The sequence below is a fragment of the Caulobacter sp. CCH9-E1 genome, from assembly GCF_001556515.1.
In the GTDB taxonomy this organism is placed as follows: domain Bacteria; phylum Pseudomonadota; class Alphaproteobacteria; order Caulobacterales; family Caulobacteraceae; genus Caulobacter.
In genome coordinates this window covers 15,299-38,900 of the sequence record NZ_LSJA01000180.1, presented here as the reverse complement: position 1 = coordinate 38,900, position 23,602 = coordinate 15,299, and the positions used below count along the sequence as shown (strand labels likewise).

The window sequence follows — 23,602 nt, the reverse complement described above, 5'->3', positions numbered from 1 at the left end:
AAACCCCGCGCGTCGAAGGCTCACCGGATAACGGCTGCGCGGAGCGTCTAGGCTTCGTCGAAACGGTAATCACTATCCAAACCTCCGGGCGTCGCCCGGGCGCTCCGCATTCCCTTCCATCCCTTCAGCGAGCGATCGCGTGAAGCGGGAAAACCGCGCCTAGTTCGGCAGCGCCTTGACGAACGCCTTCACCACCGTCGCCGAATTGTCGGAGGCGAGCGCCATGAAGGTGTGCATCTCGTTGGCGCCCGCGCCGCCGCCGGCCAGGTCCGACAGGCTGCGGAAGGCGATGAACGGGGTCTTGTTGACCAGGGCCACGTGGGCCACGGCGGCGCTCTCCATGTCGACCACCCGGGCCTCGAAAGCCGAGCGCAGGTATTTGCGATAGGCGGCGTTGTCGAGGAACACCGGCGCCGAGACGCCGGCGCCGCCGATCACCACCTTGGGCGGATGGACCAGGCACTTGTCGGCGGCGCAGCGCTGCAGGGCGACCGAGGCGGCCACCGTCTTGGCGGTCTCAAGCAGGGAAGGATCGGACGGGAACCACACGCGACCCTCCGGCGCCGACGGCAGGATGATCGCGCGCGGGAAGATCATGCCGTAGTTGGGCAGGGTGCTGTTGCGGATGCTGGCCGAGACCTCGAAGCCCTTGTCGGTCTCGCGGGCGAAGGCGCTCTCCAGGTTCTGGGCCCAGCGGTCGGCCACGACCACGTCGCCGATGTCGAGGCCCTCGTCGACGCCGCCAGCGATGCCCGAGAAGACGATGCGCGTGATGTTGAAACGGTCCAGCGCCATCTGGGTGGTCATGGCCGCGTTGACCATCGAAACGCCGCTGAGGAACACCACCACCGGCTTGCCCTCCATCTGGCCGGTCATGAACTTCACGCCCTGGACGTCGAAGGTCTTCTGATCCTGGGTCGCGGCGTTCAGCGCGCCGATCTCGGGCGGGAAAGCCGAGATCACCGCCACGCGCGGCGTCTCGTCCAGGCGCTGGGCGAGGGCGGGCGAGACCAGCAGGGCCACGAAGGCCAGGACGAGGGCGGGCAGGCGCATGGCGACTCCTTGAACAGTCCCGCCTGCTTAGCGGCGGGACGGCCCGAGCCCAAGGCCTCCTCGCGTTTCCGACGCCGATCAGCGGCGGGTGATGATTTGTCCGCCCTTGACGACCAGCATGACGTCGCGGGTCGCCTCGATCGTTTGCGTCGGATCACCCTTCACCGCCACGAGGTCGGCCAGATAGCCGGGCTTCAGCTGGCCCAGGCTGTCGGCCTTTCCCAGGGCCTTGGCGTCCACCGCCGTCGCGGCCAGCAGGGCCTGGACCGGGGTCATGCCCGCCTTGACCATCAGCACGAGCTCGCGGGCGTTGTCGCCATGCCGGAACACCCCGACGTCGCTGCCCATGCCGATGGTCACCCCGCTCTTCAGGGCCAGCTTGAAGGCGCGGTCGGCGTTGCGCATGGCCGCCGTCGGCGGAGTCTTGCCGGCGACATAGCCGCCGAAATAGGTCGAGGTGCTCTCGACCGCGGTCAGGGTCGGGAAGAAGACGACGCCCTTCTCGGCCATCAGCTTGAAGGTCGCCTCCGAGCCGCCATAGCCATGCTCGATCGTGTCGACCCCGGCCAGGACGGCGCGGCGCATGCCCTCGTCGCTGGAGGCGTGGGCCGAGACGGGGCGGCCGCCGGAATGGGCCGTCTCGACCAGGGCCTTCAGCTCCTCGAGGCTGAACGTCGGCTGCGTGGACCCATCCGGTCCAACACGGTAGTCGGCGTAGACCTTGATCCAGTCAGCCCCGGCGCCCGCCTGCTCGCGGACGGCCTTGATCACCTCGGGAACGCCGCTGGCTTCCTGGGCGCCCTGCGGGATTTCGGCCTCGGGATTGAAGTTGCGCCGCGCCGGGCCGTAGGCGCCGGTGGCCACGATGGCCTTGGTGGCGACGAACAGGCGCGGACCTGGGATCAGGCCGTCATTGATCGCCTTCTTCAGCGGAACGTCGGCCGCGCCCACGCCTTCGGTGCCCAGGTCCCGCAGAGTCGTGAAGCCCGCCTCCAGCGTCGCCTTGGCCTGCGGGCCGGCGCGCAGGGTCCGATAGGTCGGGCTCTCCTTCAGCACCTGATCGTCCCAGGACGTCTCGTTGTACGGATGTAGAAAGAGGTGGCTGTGCAGGTCCATCAGGCCGGGGATCACCGTCGCGCCGGGCAGGTCGATGACCTGGGCGCCCGTCGCGTCGATCGAGGCCAGCGGGCCAACGGCGGCGATCCTGTCGTCCTTGACCAGCACGGCCCAGCCGGCGCGCGGCGGCCCCGCGTCCTCGGCGGTCCACACCTTGGCGGGCTTCAGCAGGATCGGCTGAGCGGCCTGGGCGAGGCCAGGCGTCAGGATCAGGGCGAGGGCGGTGAGCAGGCGGCGCATGGGCGACTCGTTCGGAAGATGGACGCGCAGCTAAACCCGAACCGCTCAGACGCCAAAGCGCAGATGGATCAGCGGATAGGCGCGGCCCTGGCCGTCGGTCGCCGACCAGCCCGTCGGCTCGAAGCCCATGTGGCGGTAAAAGCCGATCGCCTGGTCGTTCTGCTCGTTGACGTCGGTGGTCAGGATCGGATGCACCGCCAGGGCGTACTCGATCAGCATCCGGCCGACGCCGGCGTCGCGATGCTCGGGATCGATGAACAGCGCCTCCATGTGCGAGCCGTCGATCAGCATGAAGCCGACAGGCCGATCGCGGCGGTCGACGGCGACCGTCAGCGGCGCGCTGGGCAGAAAGGCCTCGACCTCACGGCCGATCGCCGCGCGGTCCTCGGGGCTGAGGAAGTCGTGCGTGGCGTCCACGGCGGCGGCCCAGATCTCGACGACCCGTGGGCCGTCGTCGGGGCGGGAGGGACGGAGCCTGATCATGGCTTGGGGTTAGACGATCAGCGCCCGAAGAAGAAGAGCGTACCTGAAAGTTCTCCGCCTTCCTGGGCCTTTCGCGTTGGGGCTGAAGCCATGGTCCTTCAGCCGCGCGATCGCGGAGCAGTCGCGCCCGCCGCCAGCATGGGTCCTGGGCGCAAGGCCCAGGAAGGCTGGGAAGAAACCCGATCAGATCTCCTGATTATACTTGCCGACCCGGTCGCCCAGGCGTGGCTTGACCTCCTGGCGGAAGAGGGCGCGCATGTCGTCTTCCGACTGGGTGCTCTCGACCACCACCACGATCTCGGGCTTGTTCGACGAGGCGCGGACCAGCACCCAGGAGCCGTCCTCCAGGTGCACCCGCACGCCGTTGACCGTGATCACCTCGGTGATCTTGCGGCCCAGGATCGAACCGCCGGCGGCGAACAGATCCTCGTACTCCTTCACCACGTCGGCGACGACGCCGTACTTCTTCTCGTCGTCGCAGTGCGGGCTCATGGTCAGGGAGGTGAAGGCCACCGGCAGGGCCTTCTTCAGTTCCGAGAGCTTCTTGCCCGGATTGCGGTCCAGCATCGACAGGATGGCGGCGGCGGCCACCAGGCCGTCGTCATAGCCGCGGCCCAGCTCGCCGTTCATGAAGAAGTGGCCGCTCTTCTCGAAGCCGGCCAGGGCGCCCAGCTCGGCGCTCTTGCGCTTGATGTAGCTGTGGCCGGTCTTCCAGTAGAGCGTCGTGCAGCCGTGCTTGGCCAGGATCTCGTCGGTGGCGTAGAGGCCGGTCGACTTGACGTCGACCACGAAGGTCGCGCCGGGGTGCAGCGGGGCCAGGTCACGGGCCAGCATCAGGCCAATCTTGTCGGCGAAGATCTCCTCGCCCTCGTCATCGACCACGCCGCAGCGGTCGCCGTCGCCGTCGAAGCCCAGGGCGATGTCCGCGCCATGCTCACGGACGGCTTTCGCCATCTCGTGCAGCATCTCGTGGTCCTCGGGGTTCGGATTGTACTTGGGGAAGGTGTAGTCGAGGTCGGTGTCCATCGGGATCACTTCGGCCACGCCCATCTTCTTCAGGGCCTCGACCACGAAGGCGCCGGCCGTGCCGTTGCCGCAGGCGGCGATCACCTTCAGCGGGCGCTTCAGGCTGGCGCGCTTGGCGACGTCGTCGATATAGCGCTGGGCCTCGCCCTCGACACGGACCAGCTTGCCGCCCGGACGCTCGACGAACTGGGCGCCGAGGACGATTTCCTTCAGGCGGCTCATCTCGTCAGGGCCAAAGGTCAGCGGCTTCTGGGCCCCCATTTTCACGCCGGTCCAGCCGTTCTCGTTGTGGCTGGCGGTCACCATGGCCACGCACGGAATGTCGAGGTCGAACTGGGCGAAATAGGCGGTGGGCGACAAGGCCAGGCCGATGTCGTGCACCTCGCAGCCGGCGCTGATCAGGCCCAGGATCAGGGCGTTCTTGATCGAGGACGAGTACGAGCGGAAGTCGTGGCCGACCACGATCTTGGATTGGCCCAGCTCATGGATGTAGGTCCCCAGGCCCAGGCCCAGCGCCTGGACGCCCAACAGGTTGATCTCGGGCCCGAACAGCCAGCGCGCATCGTACTCACGAAAGCCCGTCGCCTTGACCAGCGGCTCGTTTTCATAGGCGGCGGTATTGGGAACGAGATCGGCGCGCGGCGCGGAGAACATCGAGAAGCTCGCTTCAGTTGTGACGAAGTCGCTTTAGCCGCCCAGATCGAGGGCGACTAGCGCGATCACATGACAAGGTTCGGAAAAATCAGATGTGACCTAGATCACGCCGGCGCGGAGCAGATCGTGGACATGCAGGACGCCGACGGGACGTTCAGCCTCGACCACGAACAGCACCGTGATCCGGCGATCGTTCATCAGCTTCAGCGCCTCGGCCGCCAACGCGCCGGGGGCGATGACCAGCGGGGCGCGGGTCATGACCTCGCCGGCGGTATGCTGGAGCAGGCCGTCCATGTGCCGGCGCAGGTCGCCGTCGGTGATCAGGCCGGCGAGGCGGCCCTGGTTGTCGACGACGCCGACCGCGCCAAAGCGCTTTTCGCTCATCACCAGAAGGGCGTCGGGCATGGGCGCGTCGACGCCGATCAGCGGCAGCTCGCCCTCGCCATGCATCAGGTCGGCGACCGTGCGCAGCATGGCGCCCAGCTTGCCGCCCGGATGGAAGACCCGGAAGTCGCTGGCCGTGAAGCCGCGTCTCTCGAGCAGCGCCACGGCGATGGCGTCGCCCAGGGCGATCTGCAGCGTGGTCGAGGTGGTCGGAGCGTTGACCTCGGCGGTGGCTTCGGGCGCGTCGGGCAGGCGCAGCACGATGTCGCCGCCGCGACCCAGCTGGCTGTCCTCAAAGGCGGTCATGGCGATCAGCGGGATCGAGAAGCGCTTGGCGTAGGCGATCGTGTCCGACAGCTCGCGCGCCTCGCCGGACTTCGACAGCGCCAGGATCACATCATCCGGGCCGATCATGCCGAGGTCGCCGTGGCTGGCCTCGGCCGGATGGACGAACATCGCCTGGGCGCCGGTCGAGGCCAGGGTCGCGGCGATCTTGCGCGCCACGTGGCCGGACTTGCCGATGCCGGTGCAGACGATCCGGCCCTTGGCGTTGAACAAGGTCTCGACGGCCTGGACGAAGGCCTCGTCCAGCGATTGGGACAAGGTCTTGAGCGCGTCGGCCTCGACGCTCAGCACCCGCCGGCCGACGGCGATCGCGTCGAAGGCGCTCATTGGTCGTCCTGGCGGGACTGGGCCTGGCTGGCCGCTTCGACAGCCTTGCGGGCCGCCTCGTTCCGACGCGCGGCGGCGTCCTTCTCACGCTGGATCTTCGCCTTCATCTCCGGCGTCTGCTGGACCGGCGTATGGCCGAAGGGCCCCCACGAGCGCGCGCCCTGGCCTTGCGGCCAGACGAGGGAGAAGGCGATCAGCACGAGGGCGATCAGCCCCATCAACGGCATAAAGATGCGATCAGGCATGGCCCGCCTATAGCACGGGCGAGCGCCGGGGGGAGGGGGCGCGGGCGCCATCCGCGCTTGACGCTGGAAGCGGCTGGTCTTAGCCCGCCCTGACATAAGCCCGACCTCGCCCTCCATTCTGAAGGAAGCCCGATGCCGACCCTCGTCCTGCTCCGCCACGGCCAGAGCCAGTGGAACCTGGAAAACCGCTTCACGGGCTGGGTCGACGTCGACCTGACGGCCGAGGGCGAGGCCCAGGCGCGCAAAGGCGGCGAATTGATCGCCAAGGCCGGGCTCGACATCGACCAGGCCTTCACCTCGGTCCAGACCCGCGCCATCCGCACGTGCAACCTGGCGCTCGATGCGGCCAAGCAGAGCTTCGTGCCGGTGACCAAGGACTGGCGCCTGAACGAGCGTCACTACGGCGGCCTGACGGGCCTGAACAAGGCCGAGACGGCCGAGAAGCACGGCGTCGAGCAGGTCACGATCTGGCGCCGCTCGTACGACATCCCGCCGCCGGAGCTGGCGCCGGGCGGCGAGTACGACTTCGCCAAGGACCGCCGCTACAAGGGCGCGAGCCTGCCGTCGACCGAGAGCCTGGCCACGACCCTGGTTCGCGTGCTGCCCTATTGGGAAAGCGACATCGCCCCGCATCTGAAAGCTGGCGAGACCGTCCTGGTCGCCGCGCACGGCAACTCGCTGCGCGCCATCGTCAAGCACCTGTTCCAGGTGCCGGACGACAAGATCGTCGGCGTCGAGATCCCGACCGGCAACCCGCTGGTCATCGAGCTGGACGCCCAGCTGAAGCCGACCGGCGCGCGCTATCTGGACGAGAGCCGGGCCGAGGCTCTGCCGCAGGTCGGCTGAGCGTCGGCGGAAGCCGTTGGAAAGGCGGCGTTAATCCTGTTCTGCGCAGGGTTGACGCGTCATTCAGGATACCATGCCGCCCATGAGCGCCGACGCGCCCGCCGCCCAAGAATACAAGCGTCTGACGCAGCATGATCTCGACATCATCTGCGCCAAGCACGACCGCCTGTGGTCGGCGAAGATGGGGGGCGCGCGGGCGGTCTTCACGTTCTGTGATCTTTCCGGCCTGTCGCTGACGGGCCGGAACCTCTGCGACGCCGACTTCACCGGCGCCATCATGGTCGGCTGCGACCTGCGCAAGACCAAGCTGGACAACGCCAACCTCTATGGCGCGGACCTCCAAGGCGCTGACCTGACCGACGCCTCCCTGCGCCGCGCCGACCTGCGCGGCTCCAGCCTGCGCGGGGCCAACCTGACCGGCGCCGACATGTTCGAGGCCGACCTCCGGGAGGGCGCGATCGCCGCCGCCGACCGCAAGGAAGGCTACAAGGTCATCGAGCTGACCCAGCGCGAGGCCTACGCCATCGGGGCGAACCTGAGCGGCGCCAATCTGGAGCGCTCGCGCCTGTCGGGCATCGTCGCGACCAAGGCCGACTTCAGCGACGCGATCCTGAAGGACGCCAAGCTGGTTCGCGCCAACCTCAAGCAAGCCAATTTCAACGGCGCCAATCTGGCCGGTGCGGACCTGTCGGGCGCGAACCTCGCTGGCGCGGACCTCCGCAACACGGTGCTGGTCGGCGCCAAGACCATGTCCTGGAACGTCAGCCAGACCAACATGGAAGGCGCCCTGACCGACAAGCCGGCGGGCACCAACATCTCCGACCTGCCCTACGAGCAGATGATCGCCGACCATGCGCGCTGGATCGAGACCGGCGGCGCCGAGGGCAAGCCCTCGGTGTTCGACAAGGCGGACCTGCGCAACCTGCGCTCGGTGCGCGGCTTCAACCTGACGGCCTTGTCGGCGAAGGGCGCGGTGTTTTACGGCCTCGACATGGAAGGCGTGCAGATGCAGGGCGCCCAGCTGGAAGGGGCGGACCTTCGGGCCTGCAACCTGCGCCGGGCCGACCTCCGCGGCGCGCGGCTGAAGGGCGCCAAGCTGACGGGCTCGGACTTGCGCGACGCCCAGCTGGGGCCGCTGCTGATCACCGCCGACCGCGTGCTGCCTTGCGACATGACCGGCGCGATCCTGGCCAACGCCGATCTCGCGCGCGCCGATCTCCGCCAGGCGCGGCTGGCTGGCGCCGATCTCTCGCGCGCCAATTTCACCGGCGCCCAGATGCGCGATGTCGACGTGACGGGCGCGATCCGGCTGGGCGCGCGCGGCCTGGACGACGTGATCTAACGACTGTCAAAAAAACGCGGCAATCCGTCGCGGATTTAACGGTTCGCTGTTCCCGTCCCGATACGGTCCCGCCAATCCATCGAGACCATCATAGGGAACATCGTTATGAACGCCGCGCAAAGCGTGGCTGGGCGGCGTCGCCTGAGCCAAGCCGAGCTCGATATGATCGTAACGGCGCACGAGAAATTCGTTACCGGCAAGCAGGGCGGCCGCCGGGCCTCCCTTCGCTTCGTGCAGTTGTCGGGCCTTGATCTGTCGTTTCGAAACCTGAGCGACGCGGATCTTTCCGCTTCGATCCTGGACGGCTGCCGCATGGTTCGGACCAAGCTGGACCGGGCCAATCTGTTCGGCTGCGATCTGCGCAAGTCCGACATGCGCCAGGCTTCGCTGGTGCGCGCCGACATGCGCGGCGCCAGCCTGCGTGGCGCGAACCTGGCGCAGGCGGACCTTACCGAGGCCGATTTCCGCGAGGGCCAGGTCTCCATCCCGCACCCTCGCAACGGCTCCGAAATCCTTCGACAGGAGATGCGGCGCGGCGAGGTGGACGAGGCCAACTTCTCGGGCGCGACCCTGGACGGCTCGGAGTTCTCCGGCGTCTCGGCGTTCAAGGCCGACTTCAGCGATTGCTCCCTGCGCGGGGCCAAGCTGTCCGGCGCGAACCTGAAAGAAGCCAATCTCGCCGGCGCGATCCTCGATGGCGCGGACGTCGACGGCGCCAATCTGGAGGGCGTCAATCTGGCCGGCGCGGTGATGGCCGGGGTCGACACCTCGAACGCCAAGATCGAAAGGTCCGCCCTCGCGGGCGTGCTGGGCGCCTCCACGCCGGAAGCCCTGGCCAAGGCCGAGGCGCTTTACGAGCTCTGCCTCGCCAATCAGCGCTGGTGCAAGTCTGGCGGCAAGGAGGGCGCGGCCGCGCGGCTCGATAGCGAGGATCTGCGCCCGCTGGGCGACCGGCTGAGGGGGCTGCGGCTCACGGCGATGAGCGCGCGGGGCGCCTGCATGGTCGGGCTGGACCTGTCGGGCGCGCAGCTGCAGGGCGCCAACCTGCAGAGCGCCGACCTGCGCGGGGCCAATCTGCAGGGGGCGGATCTGCGCGGCGCCAAGTTGGCCGGCGCCAACCTGACCAAGGCCGACCTGCGCCAGGCCTTCCTGTCGCCGCTGCCGATCGGACCTCAGCGCCAAGCCCTGGTGAACATGGAGGGCGCTCGCCTGCGCTACGCGACAGCCCAGGCGGCCGACCTCGCCGGCGCGGTTCTCGATGGAGCCGATCTGCGCGGCGCGGATCTGACCGGCGCCTGCCTGACCAAGACGCGTCTGCGCGACGTGGACCTCAGCCAGGTCCAGGGCCTGGATTTGGCCATGCCGGACTAACCCTCCCGCCGGGCGGATACGAAAAAGGCGGCGCATCGCTGCGCCGCCTCAAGTTCAGAGGGATGTGGGGGGGAGACTTCGCGGAAGGCCGCTTAGGCGGCCTTTTCGCCTTCGATCAGCGGCGAGGCGTTGGCCTTGATCTCCACGGTCCGGGGCTTGAGGGCCTCGGGCAGTTCACGCTTCAGCGAGATGGCCAGCAGGCCGTTCGACAGCTCGGCGTCGACCACCACCAGGTAGTCGGTCAGCTGGAACTTGCGCTCGAAATTCCGTTCGGCGAGCCCGCGGTGCAGGTACTGCTTGGCGTCGTCGTTGGCCGCCTTGCGGCCGGTGACGGTCAACAGGTTTTCCTTCACCTCGACGTTCAGCTCTTCCGGCTTGAAGCCCGCCACCGCGATCTCGATGCGGTAGTCGTTCTCGCCGGTGCGTTCGATGTTGTAGGGGGGGTAGCCCGAGCTGGCTTCCGTGCGGGCCGCGGCGTCCAGCTGGGCGGCGAGGCGGTCAAAACCGACGAGCGAGCGGTACAGGGGCGAAAGGTCGATCGTACGCATAGGGTCAGATCCTTCTCATCAAGCAAGGTCTTTGAATGTGCGTCCCTTCGGCGACCCGGAATCGGCGTCGCCAGCGGTCCGGAAGGCCCGGGTGTCCAGCGCCTTCGCAAATGTAGTTGGTGAGCCGTTTTTGCGGTTCAAGGGGATCGCTTCATCGAACGCGAATCCTTTGACGCGCCGCGCACCCCAGCTAAGGTCGCCGCGCAACAACTCGCCGAAGGACAATCCCCCATGCCGCTTCGTCGCCACGTCCTGCTGCTGGTCGCCGCCGTCAGCCTCGCCGCGCCCGCCGCCTGGGCCTCGACCGACCAGGCGCTGAAAGCCGCCATCGCCTCGCCGACTCGACCGGCGGCCGACGTCGCCCGCGACGGCGCGCGCCATCCGTACGAAAGCCTGACCTTCTGGGGGCTGAAACCCAAGCAGACGGTGATCGAAATCTCGCCCGGCGGCGGTTACTGGACCGAGATTCTGGCGCCCTACGCCAAGGCCACCGGCGGGACCTACATCGCCGGCGTCGCCGACCTCTCCAACCCGAAGCTGTCGGAGGGCGCGCGCAAGGGGCGCGCGGACTTCGAGGCCCGCTTCGCCGACGAGGCCAAGTACGGCAAGCCCCAGTTCGTGAACTTCGGCGCCGTGTCGGGGCCGCTGGGCGCGCCGGGCTCGGCCGACCTCGTCCTGACCGCCCGCAACGTCCATAACTGGACGGTTCAGCCGGGCATTGCCGACAAGGTCTTCGCGGACTTCTTCGCCGTGCTCAAACCAGGCGGCGTCCTGGCGGTCGAAGACCACCGGGCCGATCCGCGCTCGGAGAAGGCCGCAGGCGCCGACGGCTACCTGAACACGGCGACGGTCGTCGCCCTGGCCGAGAAGGCCGGCTTCAAGCTGGACGCCCAGTCCGAGATCAACGCCAATCCCAAGGACACCAAGGACCATCCGTTCGGCGTGTGGACGCTTCCGCCGGTGAAGCGCACGGCCCCCGGGGGCCAGCCGGCGGACCCGAACTTCGACCGGACAAAATACGACGCGATCGGCGAGAGCGACCGCATGACGCTGCGCTTCCGCAAGCCGGCCTGACTTTGGCCAAGGTCAGCGGCGACGCTGGAACGGTTTCAGCGTACGCGTACATGGGGGCATGATGGGGTCTATCCAGCAGTGGTCGCGCAGGAGCGTCCTGGCCGGCGCGACCGCGCTCAGCCTTTCGGGGTGCGGCAAGTCGAAGGACAAGGCCGCGCCAGTCGACAGGGCGCGGCCCGAAAGCCTCGAGGCGGTGGTCGCCGGTGACTGGCGTCTGCCCGCCGACCGCGCCCGCGACCGCTGGCGTCACCCGGTCGAGACCCTGAAGTTCTGGGGGCTCGCGCCCGGCCAGACGGTCGTCGAGTTCTGGCCGGGAGCAGGGTGGTACACCGACATCCTCGCGCCCTTCCTGGCCGACACCAAGGGCAAGCTCTACGAGGCCCTGCTGGAGACCAACAACCCGGCCGACCCCGCGGCCGCCGAGATCGTCGAGGCCTATCGACGCAAGGTCACGGCCGCGAAGAAGGTCTATGGCGAGGTCACCTTCACCGTTTTCGGTCCAACCAGCGGACCGGTGGCGCCGGCGGGCAGCGCGGACCTCGTTCTGTTCCTGCGCAACCTGCACAACTGGATGGCCGGTGGCATCGCCGAAAAGGCCTTCAAGGACGCCCTGGCGGCGCTGAAACCAGGCGGGGTGCTGGGGATCGAGGAGCATCGCGGCGAGCCGGGACGCGTTCAGGACGTGCTGGCCGCCGACGGCTATGTCCAGCAGGACTATGTGATCCAGATGGCCAAGGAGGCGGGCTTCGTCCTGGCCGCGACCAGCGAGATCAACGCCAATCCCAAGGACACCAAGGACCATCCGTTCGGCGTCTGGACCCTGCCGCCCACGCGCCTGTCGGCGCCGCGCGGCGAGCCGGCCGAGCCAGGCTTCGACCACGCCAAATACGACGCCATGGGGGAGAGCGACCGCATGACCCTCAAGTTCGTGAAGCCGAACTGAGCGATCGGCGATCGAAGGCGCCGCGCAGGTAAAGTTGACAAAAACCCCGACTAGGGTCGCCTTCTACAGCGGGAAGAAATAAGGGCCTGTGGCGTCTGAACGGTGTTTACTTGTTCGGTCCCGCTGGTCTAGCTATCCGCAACATCATTTCGCGCAAAGGGAGATCGCGCCTATGGCCACCATCCAGGAAATCACCGATCGCATCAAAACCGCCGTCGGCGACGACAGCGGCCTGGGCAAGAGCCTGAAGTTCGATCTGAAGGACGCCGGCGTCATCCACATTGATGGCGGCTCGGTCACCAACGAAGACAAGCCTGCCGATCTGGTCATGACCCTGTCGCTCGACGACCTGGTCGCCATGGGCGAAGGCAAGCTGGACCCGACCATGGCGGTCATGACCGGCAAGCTGAAGCTGTCGGACATGGGCGTGGCCATGGCCCTGCAGCCCAAGATGGGCGCCCTGTTCTCGAAGATGCGCTGAGCCTGATGGCGGAACCGGCCTATCTGGTCTCGATCCCCGAGGCCCCGGTTCCAGATCACGGCGAGGCTGAATGGTTCCGCGGCGCGGAGGGGGCAACCCTCCGCGCCGCGAGCTTTTTCCCGGAAGGCCCGGCGCGTGGGAGCGTGGTGCTCAGCCCCGGTCGCACCGAGCCCATCGAGAAGTATTTCGAGGTCGTCGAAGACCTGCTGGCGCGCGGTTTCGCCGTGCTGCTGCATGACTGGCGAGGGCAGGGGCTCTCGGCGCGCGGCCTGCCCGACCGGCTGAAAGGCCATGCGCGCGGCTATCAGCCCTTTCTGAAAGACTATACGGCGCTGCTCGCTGCGTTCGAGGCGCGGTTGCCCAAGCCCTGGATCGCCATGGGCCACTCGATGGGCGGCTGCCTGACCTTGCTGGCCCTGGCCAAGGGAGAGCGGCGCTTTGCGGCCTGCGTGCTCTCGGCGCCGATGCTGGGCGTCAATACCGGCGGGGTTCCGCCGTGGGCGGCCGTCGCTCTGTCCTGGACGCTGTCCCGGTTCGGTCTCGCCGGCCAGTACGTCAGCGGCGGCGCCTATGATCCGCTGACCCAGACCTTCGAGGCCGACAAGCTCACCCACGATCGCGCGCGCTACGACCGCTATCGCGCCCAGTTGAAGGCCGATCCGCGTATCGCCCTGGGCGGGGTCACCTGGGGGTGGCTGGATTTCGCCGTGTCGGCCTGCGCCTGGTTGGCGCGGCGAGGTACGGTCGAAGGGCTCGATATCCCGGTCACGATCGTCGCCGCCGAACTAGACGACAGGGTGCTCAATCCTGCCCTGAAGGCGGTTGCAGAGCGCCTGCCGCGGGGGCGGTACATCGAGGTTCCCGGGGCGTTCCACGAGATCCTGATCGAGACCGATCCCCGCCGGGCGATCTTCTGGAAGGCGTTCGACGAGACGGTCGACGCCGTTGCGCCTATTTCGCCGAACGTCGAAGGCTGACCAAGGCCTCGTCCAAGGGACGACGGTCGCCCGAGATGACCATCTGACCGCCGTTCGGGCCGATCGTCTCGCCGCGCCAGTTGGTGACCATGCCGCCGGCGGCCTCGACCACGGGGATGGCCGCCTCGATGTCCCAGGACTTGAGGCCCGCCTCGATGACCATGTCCATCTTGCCCATGGCGACCATGGCGTAGGCGTAGGCGTCGCAGCCCAGGCGGGCCAGCTTGGCCGCCGCGCGCACCTGCAGCCAGGCGCCGCGCTCGGCGCCGTCGAAGCAGGCGTCGGGATCGGTGGTGGCGATCACCGCATCGTTCAGATTGGCGCACTCGCGCACCTGGATCGGCGCGCTTTGGCCGTGGCGGATCAGGCGCGCGCCGCCAGCGTGGCCGATGAACAGTTCGTCGGTGAAGGGTTGGCCGATCGAGCCCAGCACCGGCCGACCGTTGTGACGCAGGCCGATCAGCGTCGTCCACAGCGGCAGGCCCGAGATGAAGGCGCGCGTGCCGTCGATCGGGTCCAGCACCCAGACGAACTCGGCGTCTGGGCGATCCTCGCCGTATTCCTCGCCGATCACGCCGTGCTCGGGATAGCGCTCGGCGATCAGCTTTCGAATCGCCGCTTCCGCGCCGCGATCGGCCTCGGTCACCGGATCGAAGGCCCCGTGGGTGTCGCGCGGCAGGTTCTTGCCCGCGCCCTTGTCCTCCAGGCCGTGGTCCGCCCGGAAAAGCGGGAGGATGGCGGCCGCCGAGGCCTTGTTCAGGTCGATGACGAAGGCGTCGAGCGCCGCGAGCCGATCAGCGGAAAGAGTCATGCGCGCGGGTTTAGCTTTCCAGCCGCCGCCGCGCCACGCCTTTCCGCGCGTATCGGTTGCGTGGCGGACCTAGGCTTCCACCAGTTCGCCGCCATGCAGCGATTTGGCGAGGTCCAGAAGACGCCGGCGGGGTCGCTCGCCGAGCAGGTAATACGCGCGGACCAGGTCCAGCGTCTCCTTGCGCGCGAACATCTCGCCGCTCTCGGCCGCTTCGCCAACCATCTCGCGTCGGACCGCCGAGAGGCCGTCGTAGAAGTAGCCGACCGGCACCTCCAGCGCCTCGGACAACTGCCAGAGCCGCGCGGCGGAGATGCGATTGGCGCCGCACTCGTACTTCTGGATCTGTTGAAAGCGCACGCCGACCGTTTCGGCCAACTGCTGCTGCGTCAGACCCAGCAGACGGCGACGCCGACGCAGGCGCTTGCCCAGGTGGACGTCGATGTCGTTACCCATGGAACTTCTTGCCCCCTTAACCTTCTCCCGTACCGAAACGGAACGAGACGCCCGACCAGCCGCAAATCGCGTGCCGTTGCGCGAAGCGGCCGGCCAAGCCTACTAAGGGCGCATGTCTGAGAAGCGTCGGCCTTGGGTGCAGGATCTGCTGTGGCGGTTGGAAGCCTTCGGCTTTGACCTCTTCATCGGGGCGGTGCGCCTGATGGGCGTGGATCGCGCCTCCGATTTCGGCGGCTGGCTGGGCAGGACGTTCGGGCCGATGAGCGGCGCGCATAAGGTCGCCGCGCGCAATCTGAAGCTGGCCTTCCCCGAGAAGGACGCCGCCTGGCACGCTCGTATCCTCGACGAGCAGTGGGAGGGCCTGGGCCGCTCGTTCGCCGAATTCCCGCTGATGGACAAGATCCTGCCGTCCACGGGGCGGGTCGAGGTCGTGGGCAAGGAGCGCCTGGAAGAGATCGCCCGCGACAAGATCCCGGTCGTCTTCGTCTCGGGTCACCTGTCGAACTGGGAGGTCATGCCGGCGGCGATCGTCGACAGCGGGGTGATCTGCGAGATGACCTATCGCGCGGCCAACAACCCCTATGTCGACAAGCGGATCAAGGACAGTCGCTTCCGCTATGGCGTTCGCCTGTTCGCGCCCAAGGGCGGCGACGGCGCCCGCGAGCTGCTGGAAGGCATGAAGGAGGGGCGCTCGGTCGCCCTGATGAACGACCAGAAGTTCAACAGCGGCGTGGCCGCGCCGTTCTTCGGCCATGACGCCCGCACCGCGCCCGGACCGACGCGCCTGGCGATCCGCTTCGGCACGGTCCTGCAGCCCATGTCGGTGCAGCGCCTGAAGGGCGCCCGCTTCCGGGCGGTGGTGCACGAGCCGATCGTTCCGCCCAAGACCGGAGACCGCACGGCCGACATCGAGGCGGGCGTGCGGATGATCAACGCCTTCATGGAAGACCGCATCCGCGAGCGGCCGGCGGAGTGGTTCTGGGTGCACCGTCGCTGGCCGAACGAGGTCTACGCCGCCCTGGCCGAGCGCGAGCGGGCCGACGGGTCCACGACCTAGATTTCGACCGTGTCGCTGGGCGCTTCGCCCGAGTCCGTTTCGCCGGCCCGGCGGAAGGGGCCCTTGTGCGATGGGTCGTTCCGGCGTCGGCGGCAGGGACCGAAATAGTCCGGCGAGCGGATGAACGGTCGCGGGTGGAAGATCACCGTGTTGATCCGGTCCAGCAGGGACCGGGCGGTGACCGGCTTGACCACGATCTCGGTGACGCCGGCGTCGCGCGCCTCGAACACGCGATGCCGTTCGGCGAAGCCGGTCAGCATGATGATCGGCAGGAAGGGATCAACGCTGTCGTCCGCATTGCGAACCAGATGGGTGAACTGCACGCCGTCCAGCGGGCTCATCTTGAAGTCGACGATCGCGATGTCCGGACGCCAGTCCCGCAGGACTTGCAGCGCCTCGGCGCCGTCCATCGCTTCCCGGATCTGCCGCGCGCCCACGCCCTTCAGGATCGTCGAGACGATCGACCGAATGTGCTGGTTGTCGTCCACCAGCAGGAAACGCAGCTTTTCAAACGCTGCCGGCATTCGGTAGCCGCCTCCTCAAGGATCTCGCAGGAGAATCGGAACATAAGCCGCTCCCCGCGACCTATCGCACCGACAGGGGCGGCATTGCTAACGAATGATTTAAGCTCAAGCTAGACACGAATAACGCGAACAGAGATTCCGAAAGTCTGGCCGAATGTCGGCCGGACAGCTTGGGGGCGTGGAATAGACGCCCCGACGCGACGCGAACGCTCAGCCTTGCCAGCGCTTCAGGGCCTCGGCCGCGCCGGCGTAGGCCTCCTGATGCTCGGGGCTCCAGTAGCGCAGGGCTTCCAGCGGAATCTTCGCGTTTGTGACGGCGCACAGCACGAAGCGGCCGGGCGAGAGCACGGCGTATTCGCCGTCGCCATAATGCAGGACGGCCAAGCCGTCGGACTTGCCGAGATCACGATCGAAAGCGTTCATGGTCCATACTCTACGCCAGAGCGGCGTTTCAGAACAGGTCGCCCTGTTCGGTCTTGGGCGGAGCCGGCTTGGGACGGGGCGGCGCGGGACGCGCGGGCGCCTGGGGTGGAACGATCCCGCCTTCGCCATCGATCACCGCATCCCGATCGCCGCTCTTGAACTTCAGGTTCACGCGCTCGCCGGACACGAGATCGGCCGCCGAGCGGGCTAGGGTTCCGTCGCCCTTGCGGACAAGGGCGAAGCCCAGCTCCAGCGGACGTTCCGGATTCAGCGACACCCGCAGCTTCTCCAGGTTCGCCAGTTGATCATTGGCCCGCGCGAGGCGGCGCTCGGCGGCCGAGCCCAGACGCGTCCACAGCAGGGGCAGGCGAGCGTGATCGCGCACGCGGTCCACCGAGCGGGTCCCGCAGGCGTTCAGGCGGCGGCCCAGATCGGCGACACGGTCGGCCTTGGCGGCGTGCTGGCGGCGCAGGGCGTCCGGCGTCAGGCGCGCCGTGACCTTTAGAAGGTCCTGGGCGTGAACGGTGGTGTTGCGGTGCAGAGCCGCGTCCAGGCGGCCCGAGGCGATGTCGAAGCGCTGCTGGGCCAGGGCCAGCAGGTCGTTCGGGCGCGGCAGGCCGCGCGCGGCCCCCAGCAGCCGGGTGCGACGCTCCTCGATTGTCCGGGCGCTGCAGCGGCTGAGGCGACGGTCGAAATCGGAGATCAGCGCCCGCAGCTCGGCCAGAACCGGCGTCGCCATCTCGGCGGCGGCCGTCGGGGTCGGCGCGCGGCGGTCGGAGACGAAGTCGATCAGGGTGGTGTCGGTCTCGTGGCCGACCGCCGAGATCAGCGGGATCGTGCTTTCTGCGACGGTGCGGGCCAGGGCCTCGTCGTTAAAGGCCCACAGGTCCTCGACCGAGCCGCCGCCCCGGGCGACGATCAGGATGTCGGGACGGGGCGCGGGGCCGCCGGGCAGGATGGCGTTGAAGCCCCGGATCGCCGCGCTGACCTGAGCGGCGGCGGCGTCGCCTTGCACGACGACCGGCCAGACCAGCACGTGGCACGGCCAGCGGTCGCGGATGCGGTGAAGGATGTCGCGGATCACCGCGCCCGTCGGGCTGGTGATCACGCCGACCACGGCCGGCATCGAGGGCAGGGGGCGTTTTCGCTCGGGGGCGAAGAGGCCCTCGGCCGCCAGCTTGGCCTTCAGCCGCTCCAGCTGGGCGAGCAGAGCGCCGACGCCGGCGGCCTCCATGCTGTCGATGACGATCTGATAGCGCGAGCCCGCCGGATAGGTGGTGATCTTGCCGGTGACGATGACCTCGAGCCCGTGCTCGGGCCGCACGCCCAGACTCCGAACATTGCCCTTCCAGACGACGCCGTCGATCGCGGCCTTGTCGTCCTTGATGGTCAGATAGACGTGGCCGTTGGAGTGATGGGTGACCTTGCTGAGCTCGCCGCGCAGCCGCACGAAGCCGTAGCGGTCCTCCAGCGTTCGCTTGAGGGCGAAGGCCAGTTCCGAGACCGAGTAGGGCGGGGCGTTGGAATCGTTCGGCGCGAGGTCCGTCATGGGCTCCTATCTAGAACCTCCCCTAGAAATGGAAAATCCCGGACGACCGCCTGGCCGTCCGGGATCCGCCGCTCTGAGAGACTTTTGTTCTTCTTAGATGTAGCGGCGAAGCGAGCGGGCGAGCTCGGTGGCGCCGCCCTTCTTCTTCGTTTGCTGGGGCTGGTAGGCCACGCGGGCGTGTTCCACGCAGTAGGGGCCTTCCGAGGAGCGGCGGCCGCAGAAGGTGAAGCCTTCCGACGACGGATCTCCGATCGGCCACTTGCACATGTGGGCGCCCAGGGTCAGCACGGTGGCCGAGCCCGGCTCCTCGTGGCGGAACGCCGGCAGCGGCGCGGGCGCGGCGGCCACGGGCATCGACGGCGCCTCGATCGGCGTCACGCGGCGCGGCGCCGACGGCATGGCCTGGGCGGCCGGACGGGCCGGGCGCGGCGCCTTGAAGGCCGGACGCGCCGGTTGCGAAGGCGCGGCGCGGCCCGACAGGCCGAGACGGTGAACCTTACCAATGACGGCGTTGCGCGTGACGCCGCCCAGTTGCTTGGCGATCTGACTGGCCGACAGTCCGTCCAGCCACAGCTTCTTCAAGGTCGAGACCCGTTCGTCGGTCCAGCTCATAACCCGTCTCCGCCATTGTGATGGAATGCGGGCGTCCCCACGCCCATCACCCCATATTTGGTGATCGAACCGCCCCGCCGGCGGTCGTCCTACTACTAATCGTAAAGAATGCATTAAAACACACAATGGGCGCCAACGACTCTGTCCACAGAAACAAGATGTTGATTCACGCAAGCCCGAGCTTGCGAAAAGGGGGGCGAGGGCGCACATGGCCAAGCAGAACAACGGGTTGAACGCATGAGAGACACCGCGAAGGGCGTCATTCCGCCGCAGCCGCGCGACTATCACGGCTGGAACTGGAGCGGTTTCCTGACCCTCTATCAGCGCGAGATCCGCCGGTTCTGGAAGGTCGGCACCCAGACGGTGGCCGCGCCGGTCGTCACGACTCTGCTCTACATGCTGGTCTTCGTGGTTGCGGTTGGCGCCAGTCGGCCGGCCGTCGGCGGCGTCACCTTCGGCCATTTCGTGGCCCCGGGTCTGATCATGATGGCGATCCTGAACAACGCCTTCGCCAATTCCTCGTCGTCCCTGATCCAGGCCAAGATGATGGGCCTGACGCCCGATTTCCTGACGCCGCCGCTGTCGGCGCTGGAGCAGGTCTCGGCCTTCGCTCTAGGCGCGGCGACGCGTGGGATCGTGGTCGGCGCGGTCACGGCGCTGGTCGTGGGCGTCCTGCCTGGCGCGGGCCTCTCGATCATCCATCCCTGGGCGATCGTCTATTTCGGCGCTGTCGCGTCCCTGAGCCTTGGCCTCGCCGGCGTAGCGGCCGGCCTGTGGTCCGAGAAGTTCGACCAGCTGGCGGCGGTGACCAACTTCCTGATCATGCCGATGACGTTCCTGTCCGGAACCTTCTACCTGGTCGACAGGCTGCCAGAGCCCTTCCGTTCGGCCAGCCATTTCAACCCGTTCTTCTATCTGATCGACGGCTTCCGCTACGGCTTCATCGGCCACGCCGACGGCTCGCTCGCGATCGGCGTGGTCTCGACCGGCCTGCTGACCGTGGCGCTGTTCCTGTGGTGCTGGCGTCTGTTCGTGACGGGGTACCGGCTGAAAAGCTGACCCCAACCTTCCGTTTCTGCCTTCAAGCCCCGGCCCGAAAGGTCCGGGGCTTTTTCGTGTTGTGCCGCTCTAATTGATGTAATACATAATTACATCATGTCATCTGTTCGATCATATAACTCCGCGCTGCGGCGCGACCAGGCCGAGGCCACCCGCGAGCGCATTCTCGCGGCCATGGCGGCGCTGGTTGAGGAGGGCGAGGGGCAGGCGCCGACCAATCGCGCCGTGGCCGAGCGGGCCCGGGTCACCGAGGTCACCGTCTATCGTCACTTTCCTAGCCGCGAGCTGCTGCTGAAGGGGCTGTGGGAGCATCTGAACCGCAAGGACGGCATTCGGGTGGGCATGCCCGAGAGCCCCGCCGACTTGCGGGCTAAGATCGCGCCGCTGTTGGCCAGCTTCGACACGAACCCCGCCCAGATCGTGGCGCGCGTCACCACGCCTCAAGGGCGCGCGGCGCGCGCCAGCCTCGATCCCGAGCGCCGCGAGGCCTTCCTGGCGGTGGTCGCCCAGGCCTCGCCCGCCCTGCCCGAAGGCGAGCAGTCCAAGGCCGCCGCGGTGCTGCAATTGCTCTACTCGGCCTATTCGTGGCTTTCGCTGCGCGAGCAGTGGAACCTCACGGGCCAGCCGGCCGCCGACGCCCTTGGGTGGGCGATCGAGGTCCTGCTGGCCGACCTCAAGTCCCGTGGCGCGGCGTCCATCGCCCCCGATCCCTTCGCCCTGTTCACCGCAAGCACAGTCCAGCCGGAAAGCTGACCGCCATGATCGCTCACATCTCCCTTCCCGCCGACGATCCTCGCGCCACGGCCGAGATCTTTGGCCGCATCATCGACGGCGAAGTCATGCCGTTTCCGGTGGTGGAGGGTGCCTGGGTCGCCATCGCCCGTGACGGCTCGGGTCTCGGCGTCGAGGTCATGCCCGCCGCCGCCGCCCATCATCCCGGTCAGGGCCAGCCCGACGGGCGCGCCTCGGACGGTCCGTTCGTGATGCCGTGGGAAACCCAGATCCGCCAGGACGGCGCGGCGCAGGACGCCAGCGGCTTCCACGTCGCCATCACCACCAAGCTATCGGTGGAAGAGATCATGGCGATCGGCGCCCAGCGGCGCTGGCGCGCGGTTCACTGCGATCGCGGCGGCGCCTTCGACCTCGTCGAGCTCTGGATCGACAACCGTTTTCTGGTCGAAGTCCTGCCGCCCAAGGGCAGCGAGCGGTACCATGCGTTCTACCGACCGGACGTCGCGGGGAAGATGTTCGCCGCTTCCCTGCCGGAAGAGGTGTGACCCTGGGGGCAGACCCCGCGATTTTGCCCGTATTTCAGGGCCATTTCATCGTCCGTTGATTGACACAACCGCGTTCCAAAGCGACAACCTGCGGCCTTCCGGTCCCCGCGCTCAGAGCGCGGGGGCCTGTTTCCTTTAGGGAGGTCGGTCTCTTGAGCACCGCGACGTCGTCCAACTCCTCGCAACAGCACATCATGGGCGTCTATAACCGCGCCCCGCTGGCGTTCGAGCGAGGCCGAGGCGCGCGCCTGTTCTCGACCGACGGCGGCGAATATCTGGACTGCGTGGCGGGCATCGCCACCAACGGTCTGGGTCACGCCCACCCCGTGCTGGTCGAGGTCCTGAAGACCCAGGCCGAGAAGCTCTGGCACGTCTCGAACATCTACCGGATCCCCGAGCAGGAAGCCCTGGCCGACGCCATCTGCGCGTCGACCTTCGCCGACGTGGTGTTCTTCACCAACTCGGGTACGGAAGCCGTCGAGTGCGCGCTGAAGACGGCCCGCAAGTACCACTCGGCCAACGGCCAGCCGGAGCGGATCGACATCTACGGCTTCGACGGCTCGTTCCACGGCCGCACCTACGCCGCCGTCAACGCCTCGGGCAATCCGAGCTATGTCGACGGTTTCGGTCCGCGCTTGCCGGGCTACAAGCAGCTGACCTTCGGCGACCACGACGCCATCAAGGCCGCGATCGCCAGCCCGACCACGGCGGCGATCATCATCGAGCCGGTGCAGGGCGAAGGCGGCGCGCGCGCTGTCCCGACGCAGTGCCTGAAGGGCCTGCGCCAGCTGTGCGACGAGCACGGCGTGCTGTTGATCTATGACGAAGTCCAGTGCGGCATGGGTCGCACGGGCAAGCTCTTCGCCCACGAGTGGGCCGAAGGCGGCGAGCCGCACATCATGGCGGTGGCCAAGGCCCTGGGCGGCGGCTTCCCGATCGGCGCGTGCCTGGCCACGACCGAGGCGGCCAAGGGCATGACGGTCGCGGCCCACGGCTCGACCTTCGGCGGCAACCCGCTGGCCATGGCGGTCGGCAAGGCGGCCTTCGACCTGATCAACTCGCCCGAAACGCTGGATAATGTGAACGCCGTCTCCGGCTTCCTGACCCAGCAGCTGAACGGGCTTAAGGACCGCTTCCCGGACGTCATCGTCGACATCCGCGGCAAGGGCCTGCTGATCGGGATCAAGCTGATCCCGAACAACCGCGAGTTCATGGTCCTGGCCCGTGACCAGCATCTGCTGGTCGCCGGCGGCGGCGACAACTGCGTGCGCCTGCTGCCGCCGCTGAACCTGACCATCGAGGAAGCCCGCGAAGCCATCGCCAAGCTGGAAAAGGCTTGCGAGGCCGCGCGCGCCAAGGCTTCCGCCTAGCAATCTGAACCTTTGAAATCGCCCGCTTCGGCTTGCCGGAGCGGGTGTGAGGGATTTGGCCCATGACCGCCCCCCGCCACTTCATCGACCTGTGGAAGCTGGACGGCCCGACGCTGCGCCTGCTGTTGGACGACGCCAAGGCCCGCAAGACCGCCCGCAAGGGCTGGCCGCAAGGCAAGGTCGACGCCGACGCGCCGGCCAAGGACCGCGTGCTGTCGATGATCTTCCAGAAGAACTCGACCCGCACCCGCTTCTCGTTCGACGCCGCCATGCGCCAGCTGGGCGGCTCGGCGATCATCTCGACCTCGGCCGACATGCAGCTCGGCCGCGGCGAGACGATCGAGGACACCGCCAAGGTGCTGTCGCGCATGGTCGACGCGGTGATGATCCGCGCCAACAGCCACGCCGACGTCGAGCGCTTCGCCCAGGTCTCGACCGTGCCGGTGATCAACGGCCTGACCGACAAGAGCCACCCGTGCCAGATCATGGCCGACATCCTCACCATCGAGGAGCATCGCGGCGACATCGGCGGCAAGACGATCGCCTGGGTCGGCGACGGCAACAACGTCTGCTCCAGCTTCATCCACGCCGCGCCGCTGCTGGGTTTCGAGCTGAAGATCGCCTGCCCGGCGGTCTATCACGCCGACCTGCACGACCTGGCCCGGGCCGAGAGCCTGCAGGGCAAGGTCACCATGACGACCGACCCGCAGGAGGCCGTACGCGGCGCCGACGTCGTCGTGGCCGACACCTGGGTCTCGATGGGCGATACCGACCATGACGAGCGTCTGGCGGCGCTGGAGCCCTATCAGGTCGATGACAAGCTGATGGACCTGGCCAAGGGCGACGGCGTGTTCCTGCACTGCCTGCCGGCCCACCGGGGCGAGGAGGTCACGGACGCGGTGCTGGACGGCCCGCGTTCGCTGGTCTGGGATGAGGCGGAAAACCGCATCCACGCCCAGAAGTCGGTTCTGGCCTGGGCGTTCGGCGCGATCGGCTAAATCTGGAAGAGGGC

At 67.9% G+C, this 23,602-nt stretch carries 26 protein-coding genes; 13 read left to right on the top strand and 13 right to left on the bottom strand.

Going from position 1 to position 23,602, the window contains the following annotated elements; genetic code table 11:
• Nucleotides 1-159: 159 nt before the first annotated feature.
• The 6 genes from AX690_RS11210 to AX690_RS11185 all read right to left on the bottom strand — a co-directional run bounded on the left by AX690_RS11210 (nt 160) and on the right by AX690_RS11185 (nt 5,855).
• Entirely contained in the window at nt 160-1,053 is an 894-nt protein-coding gene (locus AX690_RS11210; protein WP_066686247.1) for a 5'-methylthioadenosine/S-adenosylhomocysteine nucleosidase, read from the bottom strand.
• Between the two features lie 78 nt (nt 1,054-1,131).
• Nucleotides 1,132-2,409, bottom strand: coding sequence for an amidohydrolase family protein (locus tag AX690_RS11205; protein ID WP_066686249.1), 1,278 nt, complete (start codon nt 2,407-2,409; stop codon nt 1,132-1,134).
• 45 nt (nt 2,410-2,454) lie between these two features.
• A complete protein-coding gene (locus AX690_RS11200) occupies nt 2,455-2,892 on the bottom strand; it encodes an acetyltransferase (protein ID WP_066686250.1) in 438 nt (145 codons plus the stop codon).
• 183 nt (nt 2,893-3,075) lie between these two features.
• Entirely contained in the window at nt 3,076-4,572 is a 1,497-nt protein-coding gene (locus AX690_RS11195) for a phosphomannomutase/phosphoglucomutase (RefSeq protein WP_066686251.1), read from the bottom strand.
• 99 nt (nt 4,573-4,671) lie between these two features.
• On the bottom strand, nt 4,672-5,628 hold the full coding sequence (locus AX690_RS11190) for an SIS domain-containing protein (RefSeq protein ID WP_066686252.1): 957 nt from the start codon (nt 5,626-5,628) through the stop codon (nt 4,672-4,674).
• Nucleotides 5,625-5,855 carry a hypothetical protein gene (locus tag AX690_RS11185; protein ID WP_082769617.1) on the bottom strand — a complete coding sequence of 77 codons (231 nt, stop codon included), beginning with the start codon at nt 5,853-5,855 and terminating at the stop codon, nt 5,625-5,627. The genes AX690_RS11190 and AX690_RS11185 overlap by 4 nt, the downstream gene beginning before the upstream one ends.
• A 150-nt stretch (nt 5,856-6,005) precedes the next feature.
• Here AX690_RS11185 and gpmA point away from each other — a divergent pair, with 150 nt between their 5' ends.
• The 3 genes from gpmA (at nt 6,006) to AX690_RS11170 (ending at nt 9,432) form a co-directional block, all read left to right on the top strand.
• Entirely contained in the window at nt 6,006-6,719 is a 714-nt protein-coding gene (gene gpmA / locus AX690_RS11180; protein ID WP_066686255.1) for a 2,3-diphosphoglycerate-dependent phosphoglycerate mutase, read from the top strand.
• Between the two features lie 82 nt (nt 6,720-6,801).
• Nucleotides 6,802-8,061 (top strand): pentapeptide repeat-containing protein, encoded by a 1,260-nt coding sequence (locus AX690_RS11175; RefSeq protein WP_066686257.1) that lies wholly within the window; start codon nt 6,802-6,804, stop codon nt 8,059-8,061.
• 105 nt (nt 8,062-8,166) lie between these two features.
• The gene (locus tag AX690_RS11170) at nt 8,167-9,432 is read left to right on the top strand and encodes a pentapeptide repeat-containing protein (RefSeq protein ID WP_066686259.1); all 1,266 of its coding nucleotides are present in this window, start codon (nt 8,167-8,169) and stop codon (nt 9,430-9,432) included.
• A gap of 92 nt (nt 9,433-9,524) precedes the next feature.
• Here AX690_RS11170 and AX690_RS11165 read toward each other — a convergent pair whose 3' ends face one another.
• Nucleotides 9,525-9,980 carry an Hsp20 family protein gene (locus AX690_RS11165; RefSeq protein WP_066686261.1) on the bottom strand — a complete coding sequence of 152 codons (456 nt, stop codon included), beginning with the start codon at nt 9,978-9,980 and terminating at the stop codon, nt 9,525-9,527.
• A gap of 231 nt (nt 9,981-10,211) precedes the next feature.
• Here AX690_RS11165 and AX690_RS11160 point away from each other — a divergent pair, with 231 nt between their 5' ends.
• The 4 genes from AX690_RS11160 to AX690_RS11145 all read left to right on the top strand — a co-directional run bounded on the left by AX690_RS11160 (nt 10,212) and on the right by AX690_RS11145 (nt 13,455).
• On the top strand, nt 10,212-11,054 hold the full coding sequence (locus tag AX690_RS11160) for a class I SAM-dependent methyltransferase (RefSeq protein WP_066686262.1): 843 nt from the start codon (nt 10,212-10,214) through the stop codon (nt 11,052-11,054).
• A gap of 58 nt (nt 11,055-11,112) precedes the next feature.
• A complete protein-coding gene (locus AX690_RS11155; protein WP_082769616.1) occupies nt 11,113-11,997 on the top strand; it encodes a class I SAM-dependent methyltransferase in 885 nt (294 codons plus the stop codon).
• A 172-nt stretch (nt 11,998-12,169) separates the two neighbouring features.
• A complete protein-coding gene (locus AX690_RS11150; protein ID WP_066686264.1) occupies nt 12,170-12,478 on the top strand; it encodes an SCP2 sterol-binding domain-containing protein in 309 nt (102 codons plus the stop codon).
• A 5-nt stretch (nt 12,479-12,483) separates the two neighbouring features.
• On the top strand, nt 12,484-13,455 hold the full coding sequence (locus AX690_RS11145; RefSeq protein WP_066686265.1) for an alpha/beta fold hydrolase: 972 nt from the start codon (nt 12,484-12,486) through the stop codon (nt 13,453-13,455).
• Here AX690_RS11145 and hisN read toward each other — a convergent pair.
• Both hisN and AX690_RS11135 read right to left on the bottom strand, forming a co-directional pair.
• The gene (gene hisN, locus AX690_RS11140) at nt 13,430-14,266 is read right to left on the bottom strand and encodes a histidinol-phosphatase (RefSeq protein WP_066686266.1); all 837 of its coding nucleotides are present in this window, start codon (nt 14,264-14,266) and stop codon (nt 13,430-13,432) included. The genes AX690_RS11145 and hisN overlap by 26 nt on opposite strands.
• A gap of 69 nt (nt 14,267-14,335) precedes the next feature.
• Nucleotides 14,336-14,719, bottom strand: a complete 384-nt coding sequence (locus AX690_RS11135) for a helix-turn-helix domain-containing protein (protein ID WP_066686267.1) — start codon at nt 14,717-14,719, stop codon at nt 14,336-14,338.
• A 112-nt stretch (nt 14,720-14,831) separates the two neighbouring features.
• Between AX690_RS11135 and AX690_RS11130 the strand changes: the two genes are divergently transcribed.
• A complete protein-coding gene (locus AX690_RS11130) occupies nt 14,832-15,776 on the top strand; it encodes a lysophospholipid acyltransferase family protein (RefSeq protein WP_066686268.1) in 945 nt (314 codons plus the stop codon).
• Here AX690_RS11130 and AX690_RS11125 read toward each other — a convergent pair.
• From AX690_RS11125 to gcrA, 4 genes are all read right to left on the bottom strand, one after another.
• Nucleotides 15,773-16,300 carry a response regulator gene (locus AX690_RS11125; protein WP_066686270.1) on the bottom strand — a complete coding sequence of 176 codons (528 nt, stop codon included), beginning with the start codon at nt 16,298-16,300 and terminating at the stop codon, nt 15,773-15,775. The two genes, AX690_RS11130 and AX690_RS11125, sit on opposite strands and share 4 nt — an antisense overlap.
• 210 nt (nt 16,301-16,510) lie before the next feature.
• Nucleotides 16,511-16,723, bottom strand: coding sequence for a DUF2093 domain-containing protein (locus AX690_RS11120; RefSeq protein WP_066686272.1), 213 nt, complete (start codon nt 16,721-16,723; stop codon nt 16,511-16,513).
• A 28-nt stretch (nt 16,724-16,751) separates the two neighbouring features.
• Complete coding sequence (gene xseA / locus AX690_RS11115; RefSeq protein ID WP_066686274.1) at nt 16,752-18,272, bottom strand: exodeoxyribonuclease VII large subunit; 1,521 nt, start codon at nt 18,270-18,272, stop codon at nt 16,752-16,754.
• A gap of 93 nt (nt 18,273-18,365) precedes the next feature.
• The gene (gene gcrA, locus AX690_RS11110) at nt 18,366-18,884 is read right to left on the bottom strand and encodes a cell cycle sigma 70 cofactor GcrA (protein ID WP_066686275.1); all 519 of its coding nucleotides are present in this window, start codon (nt 18,882-18,884) and stop codon (nt 18,366-18,368) included.
• Nucleotides 18,885-19,121: 237 nt separating this feature from the next.
• Between gcrA and AX690_RS11105 the strand changes: the two genes are divergently transcribed.
• The 5 genes from AX690_RS11105 to argF all read left to right on the top strand — a co-directional run bounded on the left by AX690_RS11105 (nt 19,122) and on the right by argF (nt 23,588).
• Nucleotides 19,122-19,943: an ABC transporter permease gene (locus AX690_RS11105; protein ID WP_066686277.1), complete on the top strand. Its 822-nt coding sequence runs from the start codon at nt 19,122-19,124 to the stop codon at nt 19,941-19,943.
• 96 nt (nt 19,944-20,039) lie between these two features.
• Nucleotides 20,040-20,696: a TetR/AcrR family transcriptional regulator gene (locus AX690_RS11100; RefSeq protein WP_066686280.1), complete on the top strand. Its 657-nt coding sequence runs from the start codon at nt 20,040-20,042 to the stop codon at nt 20,694-20,696.
• 5 nt (nt 20,697-20,701) lie between these two features.
• Entirely contained in the window at nt 20,702-21,220 is a 519-nt protein-coding gene (locus AX690_RS11095) for a hypothetical protein (protein ID WP_066686282.1), read from the top strand.
• Nucleotides 21,221-21,372: 152 nt separating this feature from the next.
• Nucleotides 21,373-22,590: an aspartate aminotransferase family protein gene (locus AX690_RS11090; RefSeq protein WP_082769615.1), complete on the top strand. Its 1,218-nt coding sequence runs from the start codon at nt 21,373-21,375 to the stop codon at nt 22,588-22,590.
• Between the two features lie 62 nt (nt 22,591-22,652).
• Nucleotides 22,653-23,588: an ornithine carbamoyltransferase gene (gene argF / locus AX690_RS11085; RefSeq protein ID WP_066686284.1), complete on the top strand. Its 936-nt coding sequence runs from the start codon at nt 22,653-22,655 to the stop codon at nt 23,586-23,588.
• Nucleotides 23,589-23,602 lie beyond the last annotated feature (14 nt).

Coding starts and splice junctions, on each gene's coding strand:
- AX690_RS11210 (WP_066686247.1), bottom strand. CDS start 1,053: ATGCGCCTGCCCGCCCTCGTCCTGGCCTTCGTGGCCCTGCTGGTCTCG.
- AX690_RS11205 (WP_066686249.1), bottom strand. CDS start 2,409: ATGCGCCGCCTGCTCACCGCCCTCGCCCTGATCCTGACGCCTGGCCTC.
- AX690_RS11200 (WP_066686250.1), bottom strand. CDS start 2,892: ATGATCAGGCTCCGTCCCTCCCGCCCCGACGACGGCCCACGGGTCGTC.
- AX690_RS11195 (WP_066686251.1), bottom strand. CDS start 4,572: ATGTTCTCCGCGCCGCGCGCCGATCTCGTTCCCAATACCGCCGCCTAT.
- AX690_RS11190 (WP_066686252.1), bottom strand. CDS start 5,628: ATGAGCGCCTTCGACGCGATCGCCGTCGGCCGGCGGGTGCTGAGCGTC.
- AX690_RS11185 (WP_082769617.1), bottom strand. CDS start 5,855: ATGCCGTTGATGGGGCTGATCGCCCTCGTGCTGATCGCCTTCTCCCTC.
- gpmA (WP_066686255.1), top strand. CDS start 6,006: ATGCCGACCCTCGTCCTGCTCCGCCACGGCCAGAGCCAGTGGAACCTG.
- AX690_RS11175 (WP_066686257.1), top strand. CDS start 6,802: ATGAGCGCCGACGCGCCCGCCGCCCAAGAATACAAGCGTCTGACGCAG.
- AX690_RS11170 (WP_066686259.1), top strand. CDS start 8,167: ATGAACGCCGCGCAAAGCGTGGCTGGGCGGCGTCGCCTGAGCCAAGCC.
- AX690_RS11165 (WP_066686261.1), bottom strand. CDS start 9,980: ATGCGTACGATCGACCTTTCGCCCCTGTACCGCTCGCTCGTCGGTTTT.
- AX690_RS11160 (WP_066686262.1), top strand. CDS start 10,212: ATGCCGCTTCGTCGCCACGTCCTGCTGCTGGTCGCCGCCGTCAGCCTC.
- AX690_RS11155 (WP_082769616.1), top strand. CDS start 11,113: ATGATGGGGTCTATCCAGCAGTGGTCGCGCAGGAGCGTCCTGGCCGGC.
- AX690_RS11150 (WP_066686264.1), top strand. CDS start 12,170: ATGGCCACCATCCAGGAAATCACCGATCGCATCAAAACCGCCGTCGGC.
- AX690_RS11145 (WP_066686265.1), top strand. CDS start 12,484: ATGGCGGAACCGGCCTATCTGGTCTCGATCCCCGAGGCCCCGGTTCCA.
- hisN (WP_066686266.1), bottom strand. CDS start 14,266: ATGACTCTTTCCGCTGATCGGCTCGCGGCGCTCGACGCCTTCGTCATC.
- AX690_RS11135 (WP_066686267.1), bottom strand. CDS start 14,719: ATGGGTAACGACATCGACGTCCACCTGGGCAAGCGCCTGCGTCGGCGT.
- AX690_RS11130 (WP_066686268.1), top strand. CDS start 14,832: ATGTCTGAGAAGCGTCGGCCTTGGGTGCAGGATCTGCTGTGGCGGTTG.
- AX690_RS11125 (WP_066686270.1), bottom strand. CDS start 16,300: ATGCCGGCAGCGTTTGAAAAGCTGCGTTTCCTGCTGGTGGACGACAAC.
- AX690_RS11120 (WP_066686272.1), bottom strand. CDS start 16,723: ATGAACGCTTTCGATCGTGATCTCGGCAAGTCCGACGGCTTGGCCGTC.
- xseA (WP_066686274.1), bottom strand. CDS start 18,272: ATGACGGACCTCGCGCCGAACGATTCCAACGCCCCGCCCTACTCGGTC.
- gcrA (WP_066686275.1), bottom strand. CDS start 18,884: ATGAGCTGGACCGACGAACGGGTCTCGACCTTGAAGAAGCTGTGGCTG.
- AX690_RS11105 (WP_066686277.1), top strand. CDS start 19,122: ATGAGAGACACCGCGAAGGGCGTCATTCCGCCGCAGCCGCGCGACTAT.
- AX690_RS11100 (WP_066686280.1), top strand. CDS start 20,040: ATGTCATCTGTTCGATCATATAACTCCGCGCTGCGGCGCGACCAGGCC.
- AX690_RS11095 (WP_066686282.1), top strand. CDS start 20,702: ATGATCGCTCACATCTCCCTTCCCGCCGACGATCCTCGCGCCACGGCC.
- argF (WP_066686284.1), top strand. CDS start 22,653: ATGACCGCCCCCCGCCACTTCATCGACCTGTGGAAGCTGGACGGCCCG.